Source organism: Weissella sp. ESL1139, from assembly GCF_058506735.1.
Genome location: NZ_CP196375.1, coordinates 1,177,171 through 1,197,500, shown reverse-complemented (window position 1 = coordinate 1,197,500; position 20,330 = coordinate 1,177,171). Strand labels below are relative to the sequence as shown.

Sequence of the window (20,330 nt, the reverse complement as noted above, 5' to 3'; positions counted from 1 at the left end):
GGGGTGGACATTATGTTAGAAATAAAGAATTTAGCTAAAGTTTTTGGTGATCGAGTAATCTTTAAAGAGATGGATTTGACTATCAATGATGCTGAAGTTTTAAGCATTGTTGGTCCATCTGGAATTGGAAAAACAACCTTTTTACGAATCTTGGCAGGTTTACTACCAGCAGACCAAGGCGAATTAATATTAAATAATGAAACATTAGACATTACTGGTAATCGTCAAGGTGCGCAGGTCGGGGTGATTTTCCAAGACTTTAATTTGTTTCCACACTATACAGTTAAACAAAATGTTGCGTTGGCACCGCAATTGGTAAAGAAAGAATCGAAAAAGCAGGCTGAGAGTGAAGCCGAAGTATTATTACAGAATCTTGGTCTAACCGAACAAATGACACAATATCCATTTCAATTATCAGGTGGTCAAAAACAACGTGTCGCTATCGCGCGTGCGTTAGCCATGAAACCAGGTATCTTAGCTTATGATGAACCAACATCAGGATTGGATTCCGAATCAACTGAACGTGTCATTAAAGTGATAAAAGACTTAAAAGAGCAAGGTGTTACACAGCTAATTGTAACCCACGATTTGCCATTTGCTCAGGCGGTAGCTGATCAAACGTTTGACTTTAGTACAGATGTTGTACGAGGGGGTAGCCTATGATAAAGCCTAAGATAAACTGGCGTCGACAGATTATCGGTAACGGTCTTGTTATACTGGTAATTGCGCTAATTGCAGGTTTCTTTTGGTATCGTGCCTCGCATAGTCAGGATACTTGGCGACAGGTTACAGCGGATAAAACCGTTGTTGTAGGTATTGATGATACCTTCGTACCAATGGGATTCCGTAATAAAGATGGTAAACTAGTTGGGTTCGATGTTGATTTAGCAAGAGCTAGCTTGAAAAAAATTGGTTTAAAGCCTAAATTCCAAGTCATTGATTGGTCAATGAAAGAAACGGAATTAAAGACGGGCCATATTGATATGATTTGGAATGGTTATACGAAGAGTCCTGCTCGCGCCAAAAAGGTTGCTTTCTCTGATTCATACCACCATGATAAGCAAGTGATTGTTTCGATGAAGAATCAACAAATTAATAAATTAAGTGATTTGAAGGGTAAGAAATTGGGTGCACAAACTGGTTCTTCAGGATTGCTAACATACAATGAAAAAGGTAATTCATTAAAGAAATTGGTTGGTTCTGATGCCCAATCATATGATACTTTTGATAAAGCGTTGAATGATTTACAAGTAGGTCGTTTAAATGCCGTACTGATTGATGCTGATTATGCTAATTACTATATTGCCCACGAAAAAGATCCACAAGCCTTTAGTGTGATGGATACTAACTTTGGTCTTGATTCATATGGTGTTGGTATGCGTAAAGGTGATGTAACCTTGATCAAGAAAGTTAATGAAGCCTTAGCTGAAGTGAAATCTGATGGTACGCTTGATAAGATATCACAAAAATATTTTGGTAAGGACAATAAATAATTAACGGTAAGTTAAAAGGGATTGGAATTTTAGTGCCAGTCTCTTTTCTTTTTGTTCTTTATTAGGCGTTATTTAAATAGTCGAGATGCTATAATTGGGTATAAAATAATATGATTATAGGGGATAATGGATGAAAACAGATATTGAAATTGCACAAGAAGCAGAGGTTTGGTCGATTGAAAAAATTGCCAATAAAATTGGCTTGTCTGAGTCAGAATGGGAACCATATGGTCGCGATAAGGCTAAAATTCAACTGAATAATGAAACAAAGCAAAAAGAGTTAGGTAAACTAATTTTAGTCACGTCAATTAATCCGACACCAGCAGGTGAGGGTAAATCAACGGTAACAGTTGGTTTGGCAGATGCATTAGCATCACAACAACACAACACGATGGTTGCCTTACGTGAACCTTCTTTAGGTCCCGTGATGGGACTGAAAGGTGGCGCTACTGGTGGTGGTTATTCACAAGTCGTACCCATGGCAGATATAAATATGCACTTTACGGGTGATTTTCATGCTTTAACAAGTGCACATAATACATTAGCTGCTTTAATTGATAACAGTTTGTATCAGGGTAATCCATTAAATTTGGATCCACGCCGTATGCTTTGGAAGCGGGCGTTAGACGTTAATGATCGAGCTTTGCGTCATATTACGATTGGCCTGGGTGGCCCAACATCAGGTGTTCCTCGTGAAGATGGTTTTGATATTACGGTGGCATCAGAATTAATGGCTATTTTAACCTTGTCAACAGATTTAGCTGATATGAAAGCACGCATTGCAAGAATTGTCATTGGTTATAATTATGATAAAGAACCCGTTACAGTTGCTGATTTAGGTGTTGAAGGTGCTATTACGACATTATTAAAAGACGCTATTAAGCCTAATTTAGTTCAGACATTAGCACATACACCAGTATTGATTCACGGTGGTCCATTCGCGAATATCGCCCAGGGAACTAATTCAATTTTAGCAACGAAATCTGCCTTACACTTAGCAGATTTCGTTGTGACTGAAGCCGGTTTTGGTGCTGACTTAGGTGGGGAAAAGTTTTTGGATTTCAAGGTACCCTTGTTAGGTAAGACACCTGATACCATTGTTATTGTGGCGACAGTACGTGCTTTAAAAATGCATGGTGGTGAAGATAAGAAGAATTTGACGACCCCTAACTTAACTGCCTTACAACAAGGCCTTGATAATTTGGGACAACATTTAACAAGTATGCAGCGTTATGGTGTGCCAGTAGTTGTCGCAATTAATCAATTTACGGCAGATACTGATGAAGAGTTAGCAATGGTTAAGGGTTATGTTGCTAAGTTTGGTGTTGCAGCGTATGTTGCTGATGTTTGGGGACAAGGTGGGGATGGTGCCCAAGATCTAGCAAAAGGTGTCATCAATGCCACTAGTTCAGACAAGAATTATCAACTACTTTATCAACCTGAAGATGATGCCATGGTGAAGATTAAGCATATTGTGCAAGAAATTTACGGTGGTCAAGATATTGAACTTTCAAATAAAGCTGCTAAACAGTTACAGAATTTCAAAAAATATGGTTGGGATAAATTACCAGTTATCATGGCTAAAACTCAATATTCATTATCGGATGATGTTAAAAAAATTGGTGCACCTAAGGATTTTGTCATCCACATTCGCGAATTTGTTCCTAAATTGGGAGCCGGCTTTTTAGTTGCGTTGACGGGATCAGTGCTAACGATGCCTGGTTTACCAAAACATCCAGCTGCACTTGATATTGATATTGATAATGATGGCCGGATTACCGGGTTAAGTTAAATCATATTACTAATAAAACAAATAAGGAGACTAGAGCATTTTGAGTTCTAGTCTCCTTGTGTTTAATATATTAATAAATATTGCCAAGTTACATGCGGATTTAAACTAGTACCAAGAATTGCTAAAACCTTTACGACGATAGAATTCTGGGGCATAGACGCGGTAACCATTTTCGGCAAGTTGTAACCAAACTAATGCTAATAACCAACCAGCAAGTGCAGCTGCTAGATTATAACCGGGAGTTAATAGCGTTACGATAAAGGTTGCTACCCAACCTAAGAGTAATAATATTTGGAACAAAAATTGCAACATACTACGGTTAATCTCAGGAACGATAATTAATAAGAAGAATGAAATTAATAAGGTCATATAAAAGGTTGGTCGTGCAGGATATAAAATTTGATTACCATTCATGTTGTTTTTAAATAGTAAAGAAGCAATGTTAATGATTAGCCAACCACCAATACTAGTGATTAAAATCCAAGTGGCTGGAATTTTAAATTTAAATCCCCATAGAAAGAAAGCAATTAAAAAGATTGCTAAAAACATTCCGAAACCATGACTGAAGAAGAAAAATGGTTTTATCAGTAACTCAAAACGGTCTGAAAAAACCGTCTGAAAGATAGTATGGTCTAGTTGCATAAATGATTGTAAAAAGCCACTATGACGGTATGCCAAGATAGATACTATGATAAAAAGGATTAAACTAACCACCAACGTTAGGAAACGGGTTCGTGATTTAGCGATAATCATAAGCGATACTCCTTTTTGCGTCCTAATGAATCAAGATGCTTACTTGTTTTCTTTATTTAATTTTAACACGAACGTATATAAAACACATATTTGTTCCAAATATTTAATCTTCCTTTTATTTTATGACAGTTAAATTAAACAATTACTTGACATTATATAAGGGAATAGGGTAATATCATTATTGCAAATAAATAATATATAGAGGTTGCAATCAACAAAAGTATTCTAACTGAGCTGACGAGCTTTGAGGTTAGAAAAAAGGGGCGATTGCCGAAATGGTGACTATGGTGATAGTTACTGTTGGTGTGTTCATCAATAATGAACAGACTGTCGCGACAAAATAGTCGGTCGCGGAGAGCTATCGACAATACTAAAAACTAATGAGTTCCTAGTTTATACGATAGACGTGTAAACTAGGATTTTTTTGTTTTTGTGATGCGTTAGGCCTTTTTAAGGAGGAAATATGGCTGAGAATCAACAAGAGACGGGTCATCTAAAAAGGACGATGAAAACCCGGCATCTCTCAATGATTGCATTGGGAGGAACAATCGGAACAGGGCTATTTGTTGCTTCTGGGGCAACAATTTCACAAGCTGGACCATTTGGTGCCTTAACAGCCTATGCTGTTATTGGTGTCATGGTTTACTTTTTAATGACTAGTCTAGGAGAAATGGCAACCTATATGCCAGTTTCTGGATCATTTTCAGTTTACGCTGATCGCTTTGTAGATCCGGCATTTGGTTTTGCTATGGGTTGGAATTATTGGTTTAATTGGGCGATTACCGTTGCCGTTGAAGCAGCAACAGTTGGTGTCGTAATGGGATTCTGGTTACCAGATGTTCCAAGTTGGATTTGGTCAACAATTGTTTTGGTACTAATTACAACGATTAATCTATTATCAGCTAAGGCATATGCCGAAACTGAATTTTGGATGGCAACCATTAAAGTTATTGCGGTTGTCGCTTTCCTATTAGTTGGATTAATGACAATTTTGGGTATTGTCTTTAAACAACCTGATGTTGCGCATAACTTATCTGCTGGTGGTCACTACGGTTTTGTTGGTGGGTTTGGCGGTATTTTATCAGTATTCATGGTAGCTGGATTCTCATTCCAAGGAACTGAGATGGTTGGTATCACTGCTGGTGAGTCTGAAACTCCTGAAAAGTCTGTTCCAGCAGCCGTAAAGCAAATTTTCTGGCGCATTTTATTGTTCTATATTCTATCAATCTTTATTATCGGTGCGATTATTTACTATAAGGATCCTAATTTACTACGTTCAAGTGAAACTAACATTGCTGTATCACCATTTACGTTAGTATTTAAATCTGCTGGATTAGCTGGAGCAGCCTCAATTATGAACGCGGTTATCTTAACAGCCGTTGTTTCATCAGCTAATTCTGGATTGTATGCGTCAACTCGTATGCTTTACTCAATGGCCGTTGACGGTATGGCACCTAAGATTTTTAAACAAGTTAATAAAAAGTCAGGTATTCCTGTACCAGCTGTTATAGCAACGGTTGCAGTTGGTTTGTTTACATACGTTACGTCAATTTTTGGTCAAAGCTTGTACTACTATCTAGTTGCCGCATCTGGATTGACCGGCTTCATTGCTTGGATTGGTGTTGCTATTTCACATTATCGTTTCCGTCGTGCCTTTGTTGCACAAGGACGCGATGTTAATAAGTTGCGTTATAAAGCTAAGTGGTTCCCAGTGGGTCCACTAATTGCCTTGGCATTATCAATTATTGTGGTCATTGGTCAGGATACAGCATCATTTAAGGGATCAATCTTAGATTGGAACTGGCCAGGTATTATTACGACATATATGGCAATTCCATTATTCTTAGTTTTGTATTTCGGTTACAAAATCAAGCATCGTACAAAGTTACGTAAGTTGGAAGAAGTGGATCTTGATACAGATGCACGTCCATTAGATTAATTGAATAAACATTAAGAGATTAGAACATTGTGTTCTAATCTTTTTTATATAAAAAAATTCATAAAATAAATTGTAAATGATGATAGCGCTTTAATTGTTATTGCAAAAGGTTTTAATATTTTTTGAACCTTAAACTGTTCTATGATTGCAACAAATGATAGTTTGAATTTGTATACAAAGATAGTGATAAATAGTACAATAAATTCCAGATAGAAATACCAATATCTTTTTACTAAGGAGAAATTTTTAATCATGAAGAAGACCAAGATTGTTTCAACGCTTGGACCAGCCAGCTCTGATGTAGAGACGATTACTAAGATTATCGAATCAGGCGCAAATGTTGTCCGTTTCAACTTTTCACATGGTGATCACGAGGAACACTTAGGACGAATGAATGCTGTCCATGAAGCTGAGAAAGCAACAGGCAAGACGGTTGGTTTCTTGTTGGATACAAAGGGTGCAGAAATCCGTACCACTGTTCAAGAACCAGGTAAGATTGAATTTAACATTGGTGATGTTGTTCGTATTTCAATGGATGCTTCAATTGAAGGAACGAAAGAAAAGATTGCTGTAACTTACCCAGGTTTGTATGATGATGTTCACGTTGGTGGTCATATCTTGTTTGACGATGGTAAGCTAGATATGGTTATCACTGAGAAAGATGATACAAACCAAGAACTTGTAACTGAAGTTCAAAATCATGGTATTTTGGGGTCACGTAAGGGAGTTAATGCACCAGGTGTTGCCATTAACTTGCCAGGTATCACTGAAAAAGATGCTGATGATATTCGCTTCGGTTTGAAGAACGGTATTCAATTTATCGCTGCTTCATTCGTTCGTAAGGCAGCTGATGTACTTGAAATCCGTGAATTGCTTACAGAAGCTAATCACGAAGAAGTTATGATTTTTCCAAAGATTGAGTCACAAGAAGGAATTGATAACTTTGATGAAATTCTAGCTGTTTCAGATGGTTTGATGATTGCTCGTGGTGACATGGGTGTTGAGATTCCAGCTGAAAATGTGCCATTGGTACAAAAGATGTTGATTCGTAAGATGAACGCTGCTGGTAAGCCAGTTATCACTGCAACTGATATGCTTGATTCAATGCAAGAGAATCCACGTCCTACACGTGCTGAGGCATCTGACGTGGCTAACGCAGTCTTTGATGGTACTGACGCAACAATGCTATCTGGTGAGTCAGCTAATGGTGCTTACCCAGTTGAAGCTGTTGCGACAATGGCTCGTATTGATGAAAAAGCAGAAACTTCATTGGTAATGAACGGTCGTCATGATGATCACTTCGACGCAACTGATGTTACTGAATCAGTTGCATCTGCTGTGGCTACTGCTGCTGGTAATTTGAACGTTAAGGCTATCGTTGCTGCTACAAATTCAGGTTACACTGCTAAGATGATTTCAAAGTATCGTCCTAACACTGATATTTTGGCATTAACGTTTACTGAAAATGTGCAACGTCTATTGAGCATTTACTGGGGTGTCCAAACAGTAATTACTGAGCCAATGGACAACACTGACGCTATGGTAGCAATGGCAAAGTCAGAAGCACTTAAGTCAGGAATTGTAAGTAAGGGTGATACAATCATTGTTACTGCTGGAATTCCTGTAACAACTTCAGGTACAACTAACTTGATGACAATTGTTACAATTGACTAATTTCTAATAAATTAAACATCCATGATTTTTGAAAAGTATGACTCATCCATGACTTAAATGTTATGAAAGTGAGGATAACCCTTCAATAATTGTGGGTGTTTTTAATTGTTGTTTATTATGTAGGCGGCACTGTTTTTTTGTGGTATTCTTAATTAAATTAATGTAAACGAGGAATGTTCATGAGTTGGCAAAAAATTATTGTAGAAACACAGACGGAATCAATTGAAGCAATTAGTAATATCTTAATGACAAGTGGTGCAGAAGGCATTGAAATTGATGATTCTGCTGAGCTTGATAATTACCAGCCGGCTGATGCAACCGTTATGCTTAAAAAAGATGAGATTAAACATCGTGAAAGTGGCGCTGCTGTGAGTGGTTACTTTGCAGATGATCTTGATTTTGCGTCGTTGATAGATAATATTAGAGCAGCCGTCAATGAACTGGCATCATTTGGGTTAGATGCACATCCGGGAATTGTTACGATGCAACCAGTTGCTGATGCTGATTGGGCGACAGAGTGGCAAAAGTATTATCATCCAGTACGGGTTACTAGACATATGACAGTTGTTCCTAAATGGGAAGATTATCAACCAGAACAAATTGATGAACAAGTGATTACATTAGATCCAGGAATGGCATTTGGTACTGGTACTCATCCAACTACCAAATTAATGATGCAAGCATTGGAAGTAGTTGTTCGTGGTGGTGAAACAGTTATTGATGTTGGAACCGGATCAGGTGTCCTTGGTATTGCAGCTCGTTTATTAGGGGCTGGTGATATTTTAGGAACTGATATTGATGATGTGGCTGTCAAATCAGCACAAGGTAACGTTGATTTAAATCCTCAAGCGGCTGATATGAAATTAATCGTTAGTGATTTATTAAAAGACGTACCAGACAAAAAGTATGATATCGTGATTGCTAATATGTTGGCAGAAGTTTTGGATATGTTAATACCTGACGTCAAAACTATTTTGCAACCTAAAGGACACTTATTATTGTCAGGAATTTATTACGATAAGCGTGATAAGATGATTGCTGATTTAGAAGCTAATGGATTGGTTGTTGAACAGTCCATGAAATTGGGTGATTGGTATGGTATTATTGCAAAATTTAAGAGTGAGGATGATTAATGCAAAGGTATTTTTTGAATACGACACCCAGTGGTGAAACATTTGAATTACCCGAAGAAGTTGAACATCATTTTATAACGGTCTTGCGTAGCCATGAAGGTTCTCGGGCAGAATTTGTCTTACCAAATCGACAAGAAATTCTGGTTGCTAAATTAACGAGTTTCATTGATGGTAAGGCGATGATGACGATTGAATCACAAAAAATGGTAACAGTTGAATTGCCAGTTGATACAACAATTGTGATTGGCTTGTCTAAAGGTGATAAACCTGAACTAGTTGTGCAAAAAGCAACGGAGTTAGGGGTACATCATATTATTGTTGTTGAAACCGAATGGTCAGTCGCTCACTGGGGGCAGAAGGCTCCTAAAAAGGTAGCACGACTCAATAAAATAGCGGCAGCTGCAGCTGAACAATCACATCGATTAAAAATTCCGGAAGTTTCGTACTTAGATAAATTGTCAGAATTATCATTGCCAGAAAACACAATCAAAATTGTTGCGTGGGAAGAGAGTGCTAAGCAAGGCGAAACTAGTCAATTGGTTCAGCAACTAAAAAAGTTGCAACTAAATGACGCTGTTTGTTTTTTGTTTGGACCAGAAGGTGGTTTAGCACCTAATGAAATTACCAATTTAGTTAATGATGGCTTTGTGCCAGCTGGTTTAGGTCCACGTATTTTACGCGCAGAAACAGCACCGATGTATGCACTAAGTGTTTTAAGTTATGTTGTGGAGTTAAATAACTAATATATAGAGGATTTGCGATGAAAAAAATTAAAAAAACTTTTGATTGGCGTTTTTGGATATGGATGCCAATTCTAGGACTCTTAGTTCCTTATCTTATTAATGAAACGCCGTTGACGGTTAATTTTAAAATAATCGTGTCATTGTTTATCATTAATATGATATTTAGTGTCTTAGCGGGTTCATTCTTACGCCGTACAGGATCTAATTGGGTCTTATTATTGGTCTGGCCAATTGTGTATTTGGTATCAGTATGGTTGGAAATTAATTCAGCCTTTTATGGTTATTATTTGGCGGTATTGTATTTGATCATTGAAATCTTTGCTTTTACAAGTGGTCAAGAAGAAGAATTAGATGTAGATAAGCAAATTCCTGTTGATGGTGGTTTTAAAGAAGTATAATGAAAAAGATTAATGTTCACACAAATTTATTAGGTGTTTTATCTAGTTAATAATAATTATTTTTTGAGTGGTTGAGACGGTTATGTCTCAACCACTTTTTTTGTAAATTCAGAAAGCAATTTGTTTTGAAAAAAACGTGTAATTGTAATGAATATGTTAAAAAGACTGGTATAGCCCAGTGTACCAATATTTAACATCTTAATTTCGCAAAAATTGATGGTGGTGAATAGTGGAGAAAGGTGGTTGAATGTGGGATATTGTGGTAAATTAAGAGTATTGAATTGTTGAATAATTGGTGAATTGAATTCAAATGTCTCACAAAATTTTGCAAAGGAGGATTAGTCAATGTTCATGGGTACATTTCAGCATGGATTAGATGCTAAAAATCGACTAATCATTCCGGCAAAATTTAGGAGCCAGTTGGGTGAATCATTTGTGATTACCCGCTGGATGGATCATTCATTACGTGCCTATACCCTTGAGGGATGGCAAGACTTTTCAAAGAAAATCAATGCACTACCTGATACAAACTCAAAGGCACGTCAATTTAAGCGCTTTGTTTTTGGCGGTGCAATTGAAGTTGAATTTGATAAACAGGGACGTATTAATCTTTCACAAACGTTACGTAGTTATGCAAAAATTGAAAAAAATGTGACTGTCTTTGGTATGGGTGACGATATTTTTGAGTTATGGAGCACTGAGAAGTGGCAAGCATACGAAGATGAAACAGCAGAGAATTTTGATGATATCGCAAACGGATTGGAAGAACTTGGATTTTAAAATTAGTTCATAGACGTCTGAAGGGAACAAGGAAACCAATGACAGAGTTTAAACATGTAACGGTGTTATTAAAAGAAGCAATTGACGCGCTAGATGTAAAACCAGAGGGTACATATGTAGATGCGACACTTGGTGGTGGTGGTCATTCACAACTATTAGCAAGTAAATTAACCACTGGTAAGTTGTGGTCATTTGATCAAGATGAAACAGCTATTACTTATAATCAAGAACATTTAGCTGATGAATTAGCAGCAGGTAAAGTTGATTTTATCCAAACAAATTTTCGAAATTTGAATGCTGCATTGCTAGCGCATGATGTGACTTCTTTTGATGGTATTGTCTATGATTTAGGTGTGTCATCGCCTCAATTTGATGATGGTCAACGTGGCTTTTCTTATAACTATGATGCGCCCCTTGATATGCGAATGGATCAGTCACAAGAATTAACAGCACGAACAGTTGTTAATGAATGGTCATTTCATGATTTACTTCGTATTTTTTCACGGTATGGTGAAGAAAAATTTGCCAAACAAATTGCACGTAAAATTGAACATGCACGTGAAATTAAGCCAATTGAAACAACTTTCGAATTGGTAGATATTATTAAGGATGCTATTCCAGCAGCAGCACGGCGTAAAGGTGGTCATCCAGCCAAAAGAACTTTTCAAGCAATTAGAATTGCTGTTAATGACGAGTTAGGCGCTGTTGAAGAGTCGTTAACACAAGCGCTTGATATGTTAAATGTCAATGGACGTATTGCTGTTATTACATTCCACTCTTTGGAAGATCGTCTAGTAAAAACAATGTTTAAAGAAAAAGTAACGATTGCAGATTTACCTGCTGGCTTGCCAATAATTCCAGAAGAGATGCAACCTAATTTTAAATTAGTTGTACGTAAACCTATTTTGCCATCTGAAGAAGAATTAGCAATTAATCGCCGCGCACATTCTGCTAAATTACGGGTTATTGAAAGAATCAAGTAAGAATTAACAGGGGAAATTTATCATGGACGAATTGCCAAACTACCGTAATGATTACAACGGGAATGTTGTTAGGAAACCAGAGACACAACAAAAAATACGGACTAATGCAAAATCAAAAAATAGAGTTGTTAAAATAAAGTACCAGAAACCTAAGTGGAATGCTGGTGATAAGTTCATGGTAGCTGCGCTAGTTACGGCTGTCATTATGACAGTTTTTGTTGTAATTTTTATGGCTAACAAAAGTACCACAACTAATACTCAGTTGTCAGCAACTTCTGCTCAATTAGAACAAGTGCGTAATAAAAATAATACGTTAAAGCAACAAGTTAGTGATTTATCAAGTCCTAAAAGATTAAATGATATCGCTGATAAAAATGGTTTAACACTTAAAAATCAAAATATAAGGAACGTAAAGTAGCATGGTAAAAAAACAACGGATGCCAAAACGTAGCCAAGCGGATAAAAATAGTCGCAATACAGGTAAAATTTTGCTTATATTGGTGATTGGTATGTTGGTTGTGTTAGGGGTCCGTTTTTCTAGTATTGCGATTACTAAAGAAGTAAAAGGACACAAGCTAGATCAAGCAGCACAATTAATTTATCAAAGCCAAAATGATATTCCTGCTAAACGTGGTGAGATTTATGATTCAGTTGGTAATCCATTAGCTGAGTCATCAACGACCTATACATTGGCTGCTGTTTTAGATAAAAGCCAAAAATCTTCTAAAGGTAAACCGATGTATGTTAAGAAATCACAAGATACACAGGTTAGCAAGAAGTTAGCAGATATTTTGGGTGGTAAAGCAAAAGATTATAAGCACTCTATTAAATCTGGCCGTAAAGATAAATTGCAACAAGTTCAATTTGGTGAAAAAGGTATTAATTTAAGCGTTCAAAAGTATAAGCAATTGAAAAATGCAAATATTCCAGGACTAACTTTTACGAGTAGTGAATCAAGATTATATCCTAATGGGACCTTTGCTTCTGATTTGATTGGTATTACTAAGAAAGAACGTGATGGTAACTCACAGACCATCTCTGGTGTATCTGGAATTGAACAATCGTGGAATAAGAAGTTAACTGGGCGTAATGGTATTAAGACAACGTCAACAGATATTACTGATCACAGTGTTTCAAAGAAAAACCTAGCTGTTAAAAATGGTTATGATGTCTATACGACGATTAACATGAAATTGCAAACAACGCTTGAGCAGAGTATGCAGCAGCTATATGATGATATGAAGCCAAAGGCAGCACTGGCTGTCATGATGGATACTAAAACTGGTAAAATTGTTTCGACCACTCAACGCCCTACTTTTAATGCTAAAACGGGTGAAGGGTTAGGTGATTTATGGACTAATCAGTTATATGGTACGGCTTTTGAACCAGGATCAGTTCTAAAGGGACTAACACTAGCTTCAGCAATTGATACCGATAATTGGAATCCAGATGCAACATATAAATCAGGAACACTTAAAATTGGTAATAAAAAAGTTACTGATTGGAATGATGGTGAAGGTTGGGGAAATATTACCTTTGCTCGTGGAATTGCGGAATCTTCTAACGTTGCTATGGCTTTGACCGAGCAGAAAATGGGGGCTAAAACTTGGAAAAAGTATATTAATCGATTCCAACTTTTGAAGTCTACTAAGACTGGTTTTCAGGATGAAGCTGTTGGTAATATGCAGTTCAAGTATCCAATTGAGCAAGCAAATACGGCCTTTGGTCAAGGTATTTCTGTAACGCCATTGCAGATGATGCAGGCATATTCAGCAATTGCTAATAATGGTAAGGAGTTACAACCTCAAATTATTGAGAAAATTGTTAATCCTAATAATAAAAAGGTTGTTTCGCAAGCAAAACCTAATGTTGTTTCTAAGCCAATTAGTAAAGCAACATCTAAGGCAACCCGTAAGCAACTTGAAGATGTTATCTATTCACAACATGGATTAGGAAAAGATTATGCTATTCCAAACGTGCGGACTACTGGTAAATCAGGAACGGCCCAAATAGCAACATCACTTGGTTATTCTGCACCTGGTGATAGTAGCAAAGAAATCCATTCTTGGATGGGGATGGCCCCATCTAAGAATCCACGGTATATGATGTACATTGTTGCCAAGGAACCCCAACAAAATACGGACAATATCGCCAAAGATATGTCAGAAGTATTTAAGAAAAATATGGAACAGGCGTTAGACATGTCTGAAAATGACAACAAGGTTGTTGTAAGCAATAACCAAGAAGTTAAAGTGCCAACAGTGGTTGGTGGAACAGTTTCAGATGCTAAACAAGAAATGAAGGCTAATCGTTTAACACCAGTTGTGATGGGTGATGGCGATACTGTAAAGAGACAATCATTGACAGCGGGTGATAGTTCTATTGTTGGCCAACGCGTCTTTTTGAACACAGATAAGAATATTACTGTTCCTGACATGCATGGTTGGGCTAAAAGTGATGTTTTGTCTTGGGCATCAATGGCTGATATCAAAGCAGTCATTAAGGGTAATGGCTTTGTCGATACACAGTCATTAGAACCTGATACGGCATTGTCTGATGGATATCATAACATTACGGTTGAATTTAAAAAGCCAAATGAAAATTAGGAATATAGGTGAGTGAGAGGAGTAGTCGAATGTCGACTTTTTTGCTAGGACTATTATTTAGTCTAATTGTTACGGTATTGGTAGTACCACGGTTACGAGATTGGTTTAAAAAAATCAAGGTAGCGCAGTTGGTTATGCGAACGGGAGAACATGAGCCTGATCATGCTGCTAAAGCTGGAACACCTACTATGGGTGGTGCAGCATTTATTCCAGTTGTCGTGATTGGTTTTATCATATTATCTTTAATTACTAAGAATACAAGCTCAACTGGTTGGGCAACTTTAATCGCCATTATCGTTTTTGCAATTGTTGGTGCTTTCGATGATAGTATTAAGGTATTTAATCATCGTGATGAGGGACTACGTTTCTTACCAAAACTATTTTCTGAAATTGCAGCAGCTATTTTGGGTGTGATTGTCTTAGCAGTTGGTAAGTTTGACTTTTTCCTATCACTGCCATTTGGCTTAGGTGAATGGCACAGTGTTATTGCTTATACATTGTTTACAATTTTCTGGTTAGTCGGTTGGTCAAATGCCACTAATTTGACTGATGGACTGGATGGCTTAGCTTCAGGAACAGCTATTATCGCATATGTTGCTTACTTGATTATTGCAATTGTCCAAGGTGATATGACCATGGTCTTGTTGGACGCATTGATGATTGGTGCCTTGTTAGGTTTCTTAGCCTTTAATCATTATCCAGCAACTATCTTTATGGGTGATACTGGTTCATTAGCATTAGGAGCTGGATTAGCGATGAATTCTTTGGTATTACATCATGAGTGGTCACTTTTGATTATTGGATTTGTATTCATGGTTGAAACTTTGAGTGTTATCATTCAAGTAACTAGTTTCCACTTCTTTAACAAACGTATTTTCATAATGACACCGATTCATCATAGTTTTGAAAAAGGTGGCTTAACAGGTAATACAGATAAGCCTTGGAATGAATGGCAAGTTAATTTCTTCTTCTGGGGAGTTGGCTTAGTTATGGCAATCATTTATCTACTTATTTGGTGGCATTAAGCACGTCATAAATTTCATGGGGGATTTCCCCATATACATATCTAAAAAGAGGTTTAAACGATGAACAAAAATGTATTAATTGTTGGATTTGCCCGTTCTGGTGCAGCAGCTGCAAATTTATTATTAAATGAATCAGCAAAAGTGACTGTGTCAGACCCTAAGTTAGATAAGACTGATGCTAAGGTTGTTGCATTAGCACAAAAAGGTGTTCAGTTTACAACTGAACAAACAGCAGACTTACTTACGGATATTGATTTAATTGTTAAAAACCCAGGTATTCCTTATACGATTCCAATTTTAGCCGCTGCTAAGGAACGCAACATTCCAATTGTTGTTGAAGTGGCACTGGCCCAAAAATATATTTCTGATCAATGGATTGCAGTAACCGGCTCTAATGGTAAAACGACGACAACTGAAATGATTGCTTCAGTCTTACGAAAGAACGCTAATGATACGAAGCACATTGTTGTAGCTGGTAATATTGGTGTGCCAGTCAGTGAAGTTGCACCTAAAATGGCTAAGCAAGATGTTATGGTAACGGAATTATCATCGTTCCAATTGATGGGCATGCCAGCACCAAAGCCACATATTGCTGTTTTGACTAATATTTTTTCATCACATTTAGATTTCCATGGTTCACGCGCAAATTATATCGCTGCTAAAATGAACATTACAAAACATCAAACAGCTGATGATTATTTTGTTGTTAATTTTGATACTGAAGAGTGGCGTAACTTGTCTAAAGAAACACAAGCGCAAGTCGTACCATTTTCACGAGATGGTAATAGCGAAGCAGGTGCTTATCTTAAGGATGGCGTCATGTACTATCAACAAGAGCGCATCATGGCAGCTGATGAATTAGGCGTCCCTGGTGAACACAATATTGACAATGCATTAGTAGCTATTGCAGTTGGTAAGTTAATGCGGGTAGCAACTGCTGATATTGTGCAAGCGTTACACGACTTTTCTGGTGTAGAACACCGTTTACAATTTATTGGTAATTTTGCGGGTCGAAAAGTGTATAATGATTCAAAAGCAACCGATATTGAGGCAACTGAAATGGCCTTATCTGGGTTTAAAGAACCAGTTGTTTTACTAGCCGGTGGATTAGATCGTGGTGATGACCAAATGCGGTTATTACCATCGTTAAAGCAACATGTCAAGACGCTAATTGTATTTGGACAAACTAAAGACAAGCTAGCTAAAGTTGGACAAGAATTAAATATACCAGTTATTTATGCTGAAGATGCGCCAAGTGCTGTTGAACCAGCATTTGAAGCTAGCCAGTCTGGTGAGGTAATCTTACTATCACCAGCAGCGGCATCATGGGACCAATTCCCTGATTTTGAAACACGTGGTAATAAGTTTGTAGATGCAGTTAAAAAAGTTGCACTTTCACAAGAAGAAAACTAAGGAGGCTTACACATGCGAATTGTAGTATCTGGTGGTGGTACCGGGGGACATATTTATCCAGCGTTAGCTACCGTTAAGCGATTAATGGCATTAGAAAAAGACACTAAAGTATTATACATTGGTAGCGAGCGCGGCCTTGAAGGAAACATTGTGCCTGAAGCAGGATTTGCATTTAAGTCATTGCGTGTTCAAGGATTCCGTCGTTCATTGTCACTCGATAATATAAAAACAATTTATTTATTTTTGAAGGCCACTCGTGAGGCTAAAAAATATTTAGAAGCCTTTAAGCCAGATGTTGTTGTGGGTACAGGTGGTTATGTTTCTGGACCAGTTCTATATGCAGCTCAGCAAATGGGATTGCCAACGGTTATTCATGAACAAAATTCAGTAGTCGGGGTAACAAACAAATTCTTGGCTCGTAAAGTAACTAAGGTAGGTGTTGCTTTCCCAGCTGCTTTGCCAGCATTTAAAGGTAATTTAGCAACTGTGGTGGGAAATCCACGAGCTCAAGAAGTAGTTGATGGTCAAGGTAGTTTTGATTGGGATAAAATTGGCCTATCAGCAAATAAACCAACTGTTTTAATTTTTGGTGGTTCACAAGGGGCTATTAAAATTAATAATTCGGTTGTATCTATCTTGGCAGATTTTGCTGGTAAAACATATCAAGTCATCTTTGTTACTGGATCAAAACGATACGATGATGTTAAACAGCAAATGGCTGATAAAAATATTACACCAGCTCAAAATATTGCTGTCGTACCATATATTAGTAATATGCCACAATTGATGCCAAGAGTTTCATTAGTTGTTGGTCGTGCTGGTGCAACTAGTTTGGCTGAGCAAACAGCGCTTGGTAAGCCAATGATTTTGATTCCAAGTCCATATGTGACAAATGATCATCAAACTAAGAATGCACGTAGTTTAGCTAGTGCTGGTGCTGCTGAAATGATTACGGAAGATTCATTATCAGGAACAACATTGTTTGCAACAATTGATCAATTGATGACCAATGATGATAAGCGTCAAGTAATGGCTGATGCAGCAACTAAGATGGGTGTTCCTGATGCAGCTGATCAGTTTATTGCTTTAATTAAAAGTGTTATTAAGTAAACTTACGTGAAAGATTGTAGGAGATTGCGATGACTGAAAAAAATGAAAATCCGCATAATGAAAAAAATAATGCGAATTCTTCAGATATTCAAGCACATTTAAATAACTTATTATCTGAAGATGATGGGTCATCGAAACCAGACGCAAAGCCAGCTGATAAAATTGATCAGCAATCAGAAGAGGAAAGGGCTGAGGTTGTTGATGAGCCAAAACAATCAACGTCTGATGAAAATGTCAGCAAAAAGCAAAAGCAACCTGTAAAAAAGCCAAAACCGGCAAAAAGATTATTTCCGCACGAACGTAGTGCGATTAAAACAATTATTGTTTTAGTTATTATTGCTGCTGGTTTAATTTATTTAATTTCTCCTGCGAGTCAAGTTAAAAAGTATGAAGTAGTTGGGGCACAAGAGTTATCAGATAAAGCAGTTTTGAAGGCTGCTGGTTTGCAGACCGGTCAGCCATTGTTGACGACATTGTATCAAAGCGATTATTTTAGTCGTGAGGCTAAAAATAGAAATCCGCAAATTAATCATTTGAAGTTAACATTAAAGGAAGACAATACTTTACAAATTAAAATTGATGAAATTGTTAAAGTTGGTTACGTTAAGGCTGGTAATAAATATTATCCAATATTAGAAAATGGTAATATGTTAAATAAAGAGGTAAGTGATCAACAAGTTGGTGGGTTACCATTGTATGATGGTTTTACATCGGCTAAGCAACTACATCAAACATTAGAACAGTTTGGTAAGTTGTCAGCACCGTTACGACATGCGGTTTCTGAAATTGTCTGGTCGCCTAATAAGCAAAATAATCAACGTTTATTGATTTATATGAACGATGGTAATGAAGTGTTAATTAGCGCGGATGAATTATCGAAAAAAATGAAGTATTATCCAGGAATGGTGGCACAATTGGATAAACCTGGTCAAGCTGATTTGCAAGTTGGTGCTTATTTTAGACCATATAAGCAATAAAACTAAACCCAGGTCTGGAAGAATGCCCCTAAAGTATGGTATTATTCTTAAAGAATTGTTTATAAAAATGAACATTTTTGTATGGTAGTCAAAGGAGGAATTAAGATGGCCAACCATGGATTAATTGTTGGTCTTGATGTGGGGACTAACACCATTAAAGTGCTAGCAGCAGATGTTAGAGACCAACAAGCTAATATTGTAGCGGTTGGTCGCTCTGTTGCACACGGTGTCAAGAAGGGTGTTGTTGTTGATATTGATGCAACAGCAACTGATATTCGTCAAGCAGTAGCACAAATAAATGAGCAAACTGAGCAACCAATTACGGAAGTAGTTGCAAGTTTACCCGCAAGTAACATTCAAATTCAACATGTTAAAGGAACTGTGACAGTTAAAGATAGTCAACATATTTCATATGAGGATGTTGCTAACACCGTTCAAGAAGCGGTAAAAATTCAATTACCAGCAGATCGTGAGGTCGTCGAATTAATTCCAACTGAATTTGTTGTTGATGATTTTGATGGTATTCAAGATCCTAATGACATGGTGGGGATGCGTCTGGCTATGCATGGTATTGCATATACCGCACCACGCAATGTGATGGGGAATCTACGTCTTGCAATCAGCAAGGCTGGATTAAAGTTACGTGATTTTGTTTTGGCACCACTAGCATACAGTAAAACTTTGTTAGATGATGGCCAACAAGAATTTGGTACGATTTTACTAGATATGGGTGCTGGACAAACAACAGCAACTGTTGTCCATGAAAATCAGTTAAAGTTCTTGTCTTCTTTCCCAGCTGGAAGTGATAATATTTCTCGTGATATTAGTGCTGTTCTTGAAGTCGGCTTACATGACGCGGATATGTTAAAACTAGATTCTGGTTTTGCACTTTCAGAGTTAGCACAAGAAGACAATCAATTAGTAATTAAAAAGATTAGTGCTGAGGAACCTGAGCAAATTTCTGAAAAATTGTTAGCAGAAATTATTGAAGCTCGTGTCGCTCAGATTTTGAGTAAACTTGGTGAAAAACTTGATATGGTAGGCGCTTTCCAAATGCCTGGTGGTGTTGTAGTTACCGGGGGTGGTGCTGCTTTACGTGGTATTCCCGAAGCTATTCACGCAAATTATAAGGTGCAAACGAAGTTGTTTGCACCAGATGATATTGGATTACGTCATCCGGGTTATGCGGGTGCATGGGCATTAATCCATTATGCTGCACAGCAAACACCTATTCAGTTAATTGTTAAGCAAGCTTTGTATGGCTTACCATTAGTGGTGTTAGGCCAACCAAACAGTATGATGCAATTAACGAATGACAATTCAGTTGAGAAACCTAAGCCACAAGCCAAAGTTAAGCAACCTAAGCGTCAGCCTAAAGTTGAGCAAAAGCCTGTTTCACAACCTGAAAATGAAGAAGCTGAAAATACTGAATTTACTGATGAAGAACAACCTAAGAAGAAGAGTCGCGTTAAGGCTTTCTTTGCGGATTTCTTTGACTAATTCATAGATTA

18 protein-coding genes and 1 riboswitch are annotated in these 20,330 nt (G+C 37.3%); of the genes, 17 read left to right on the top strand and 1 reads right to left on the bottom strand.

Annotation, left to right across the window (positions count from 1 at the left end; genetic code table 11):
* Positions 1–12: 12 nt before the first annotated feature.
* The 3 genes from ACSYSF_RS05800 to ACSYSF_RS05790 all read left to right on the top strand — a co-directional run bounded on the left by ACSYSF_RS05800 (position 13) and on the right by ACSYSF_RS05790 (position 3,285).
* Complete coding sequence (locus ACSYSF_RS05800; RefSeq protein ID WP_489867041.1) at positions 13–663, top strand: amino acid ABC transporter ATP-binding protein; 651 nt, start codon at positions 13–15, stop codon at positions 661–663.
* Positions 660–1,493, top strand: a complete 834-nt coding sequence (locus ACSYSF_RS05795) for an amino acid ABC transporter substrate-binding protein (protein ID WP_489867040.1) — start codon at positions 660–662, stop codon at positions 1,491–1,493. The genes ACSYSF_RS05800 and ACSYSF_RS05795 overlap by 4 nt, the downstream gene beginning before the upstream one ends.
* A 130-nt stretch (positions 1,494–1,623) precedes the next feature.
* Positions 1,624–3,285 carry a formate--tetrahydrofolate ligase gene (locus tag ACSYSF_RS05790; protein ID WP_489867039.1) on the top strand — a complete coding sequence of 554 codons (1,662 nt, stop codon included), beginning with the start codon at positions 1,624–1,626 and terminating at the stop codon, positions 3,283–3,285.
* Positions 3,286–3,390: 105 nt separating this feature from the next.
* On the opposite strand, the gene ACSYSF_RS05785 is transcribed toward ACSYSF_RS05790, so the two are convergent.
* Complete coding sequence (locus tag ACSYSF_RS05785) at positions 3,391–4,038, bottom strand: hypothetical protein (RefSeq protein ID WP_489867038.1); 648 nt, start codon at positions 4,036–4,038, stop codon at positions 3,391–3,393.
* A 191-nt stretch (positions 4,039–4,229) separates the two neighbouring features.
* A riboswitch (Lysine riboswitch) is annotated at positions 4,230–4,407 on the top strand.
* Positions 4,408–4,501: 94 nt separating this feature from the next.
* Here ACSYSF_RS05785 and ACSYSF_RS05780 point away from each other — a divergent pair.
* The 14 genes from ACSYSF_RS05780 to ftsA all read left to right on the top strand — a co-directional run bounded on the left by ACSYSF_RS05780 (position 4,502) and on the right by ftsA (position 20,319).
* Entirely contained in the window at positions 4,502–5,977 is a 1,476-nt protein-coding gene (locus tag ACSYSF_RS05780; RefSeq protein WP_489867037.1) for an amino acid permease, read from the top strand.
* A gap of 252 nt (positions 5,978–6,229) precedes the next feature.
* Positions 6,230–7,651, top strand: a complete 1,422-nt coding sequence (pyk, locus tag ACSYSF_RS05775; protein WP_489867036.1) for a pyruvate kinase — start codon at positions 6,230–6,232, stop codon at positions 7,649–7,651.
* A 179-nt stretch (positions 7,652–7,830) separates the two neighbouring features.
* Positions 7,831–8,784 (top strand): 50S ribosomal protein L11 methyltransferase, encoded by a 954-nt coding sequence (gene prmA / locus ACSYSF_RS05770; protein ID WP_489867035.1) that lies wholly within the window; start codon positions 7,831–7,833, stop codon positions 8,782–8,784.
* Complete coding sequence (locus ACSYSF_RS05765) at positions 8,784–9,527, top strand: RsmE family RNA methyltransferase (RefSeq protein ID WP_489867034.1); 744 nt, start codon at positions 8,784–8,786, stop codon at positions 9,525–9,527. Before prmA ends, ACSYSF_RS05765 begins: the two co-directional genes overlap by 1 nt.
* 17 nt (positions 9,528–9,544) lie before the next feature.
* Positions 9,545–9,925 (top strand): hypothetical protein, encoded by a 381-nt coding sequence (locus tag ACSYSF_RS05760; protein ID WP_489867033.1) that lies wholly within the window; start codon positions 9,545–9,547, stop codon positions 9,923–9,925.
* A 345-nt stretch (positions 9,926–10,270) separates the two neighbouring features.
* Complete coding sequence (mraZ, locus tag ACSYSF_RS05755; RefSeq protein WP_489867032.1) at positions 10,271–10,705, top strand: division/cell wall cluster transcriptional repressor MraZ; 435 nt, start codon at positions 10,271–10,273, stop codon at positions 10,703–10,705.
* A gap of 38 nt (positions 10,706–10,743) precedes the next feature.
* Complete coding sequence (gene rsmH / locus ACSYSF_RS05750; RefSeq protein WP_489867031.1) at positions 10,744–11,688, top strand: 16S rRNA (cytosine(1402)-N(4))-methyltransferase RsmH; 945 nt, start codon at positions 10,744–10,746, stop codon at positions 11,686–11,688.
* Positions 11,689–11,710: 22 nt separating this feature from the next.
* A complete protein-coding gene (ftsL, locus tag ACSYSF_RS05745; protein WP_489867030.1) occupies positions 11,711–12,106 on the top strand; it encodes a cell division protein FtsL in 396 nt (131 codons plus the stop codon).
* 1 nt (position 12,107) lies between these two features.
* On the top strand, positions 12,108–14,294 hold the full coding sequence (locus tag ACSYSF_RS05740; RefSeq protein WP_489867029.1) for a penicillin-binding protein: 2,187 nt from the start codon (positions 12,108–12,110) through the stop codon (positions 14,292–14,294).
* 29 nt (positions 14,295–14,323) lie between these two features.
* Positions 14,324–15,319, top strand: a complete 996-nt coding sequence (mraY, locus tag ACSYSF_RS05735; protein WP_489867028.1) for a phospho-N-acetylmuramoyl-pentapeptide-transferase — start codon at positions 14,324–14,326, stop codon at positions 15,317–15,319.
* A gap of 60 nt (positions 15,320–15,379) precedes the next feature.
* On the top strand, positions 15,380–16,732 hold the full coding sequence (murD, locus tag ACSYSF_RS05730) for a UDP-N-acetylmuramoyl-L-alanine--D-glutamate ligase (RefSeq protein ID WP_489867027.1): 1,353 nt from the start codon (positions 15,380–15,382) through the stop codon (positions 16,730–16,732).
* Positions 16,733–16,744: 12 nt separating this feature from the next.
* Complete coding sequence (gene murG / locus ACSYSF_RS05725) at positions 16,745–17,842, top strand: undecaprenyldiphospho-muramoylpentapeptide beta-N-acetylglucosaminyltransferase (protein WP_489867026.1); 1,098 nt, start codon at positions 16,745–16,747, stop codon at positions 17,840–17,842.
* Positions 17,843–17,871: 29 nt separating this feature from the next.
* Complete coding sequence (locus tag ACSYSF_RS05720; RefSeq protein ID WP_489867025.1) at positions 17,872–18,819, top strand: cell division protein FtsQ/DivIB; 948 nt, start codon at positions 17,872–17,874, stop codon at positions 18,817–18,819.
* A 105-nt stretch (positions 18,820–18,924) separates the two neighbouring features.
* Positions 18,925–20,319, top strand: coding sequence for a cell division protein FtsA (ftsA, locus tag ACSYSF_RS05715; protein WP_489867024.1), 1,395 nt, complete (start codon positions 18,925–18,927; stop codon positions 20,317–20,319).
* The last annotated feature ends 11 nt before the right edge of the window (positions 20,320–20,330 follow it).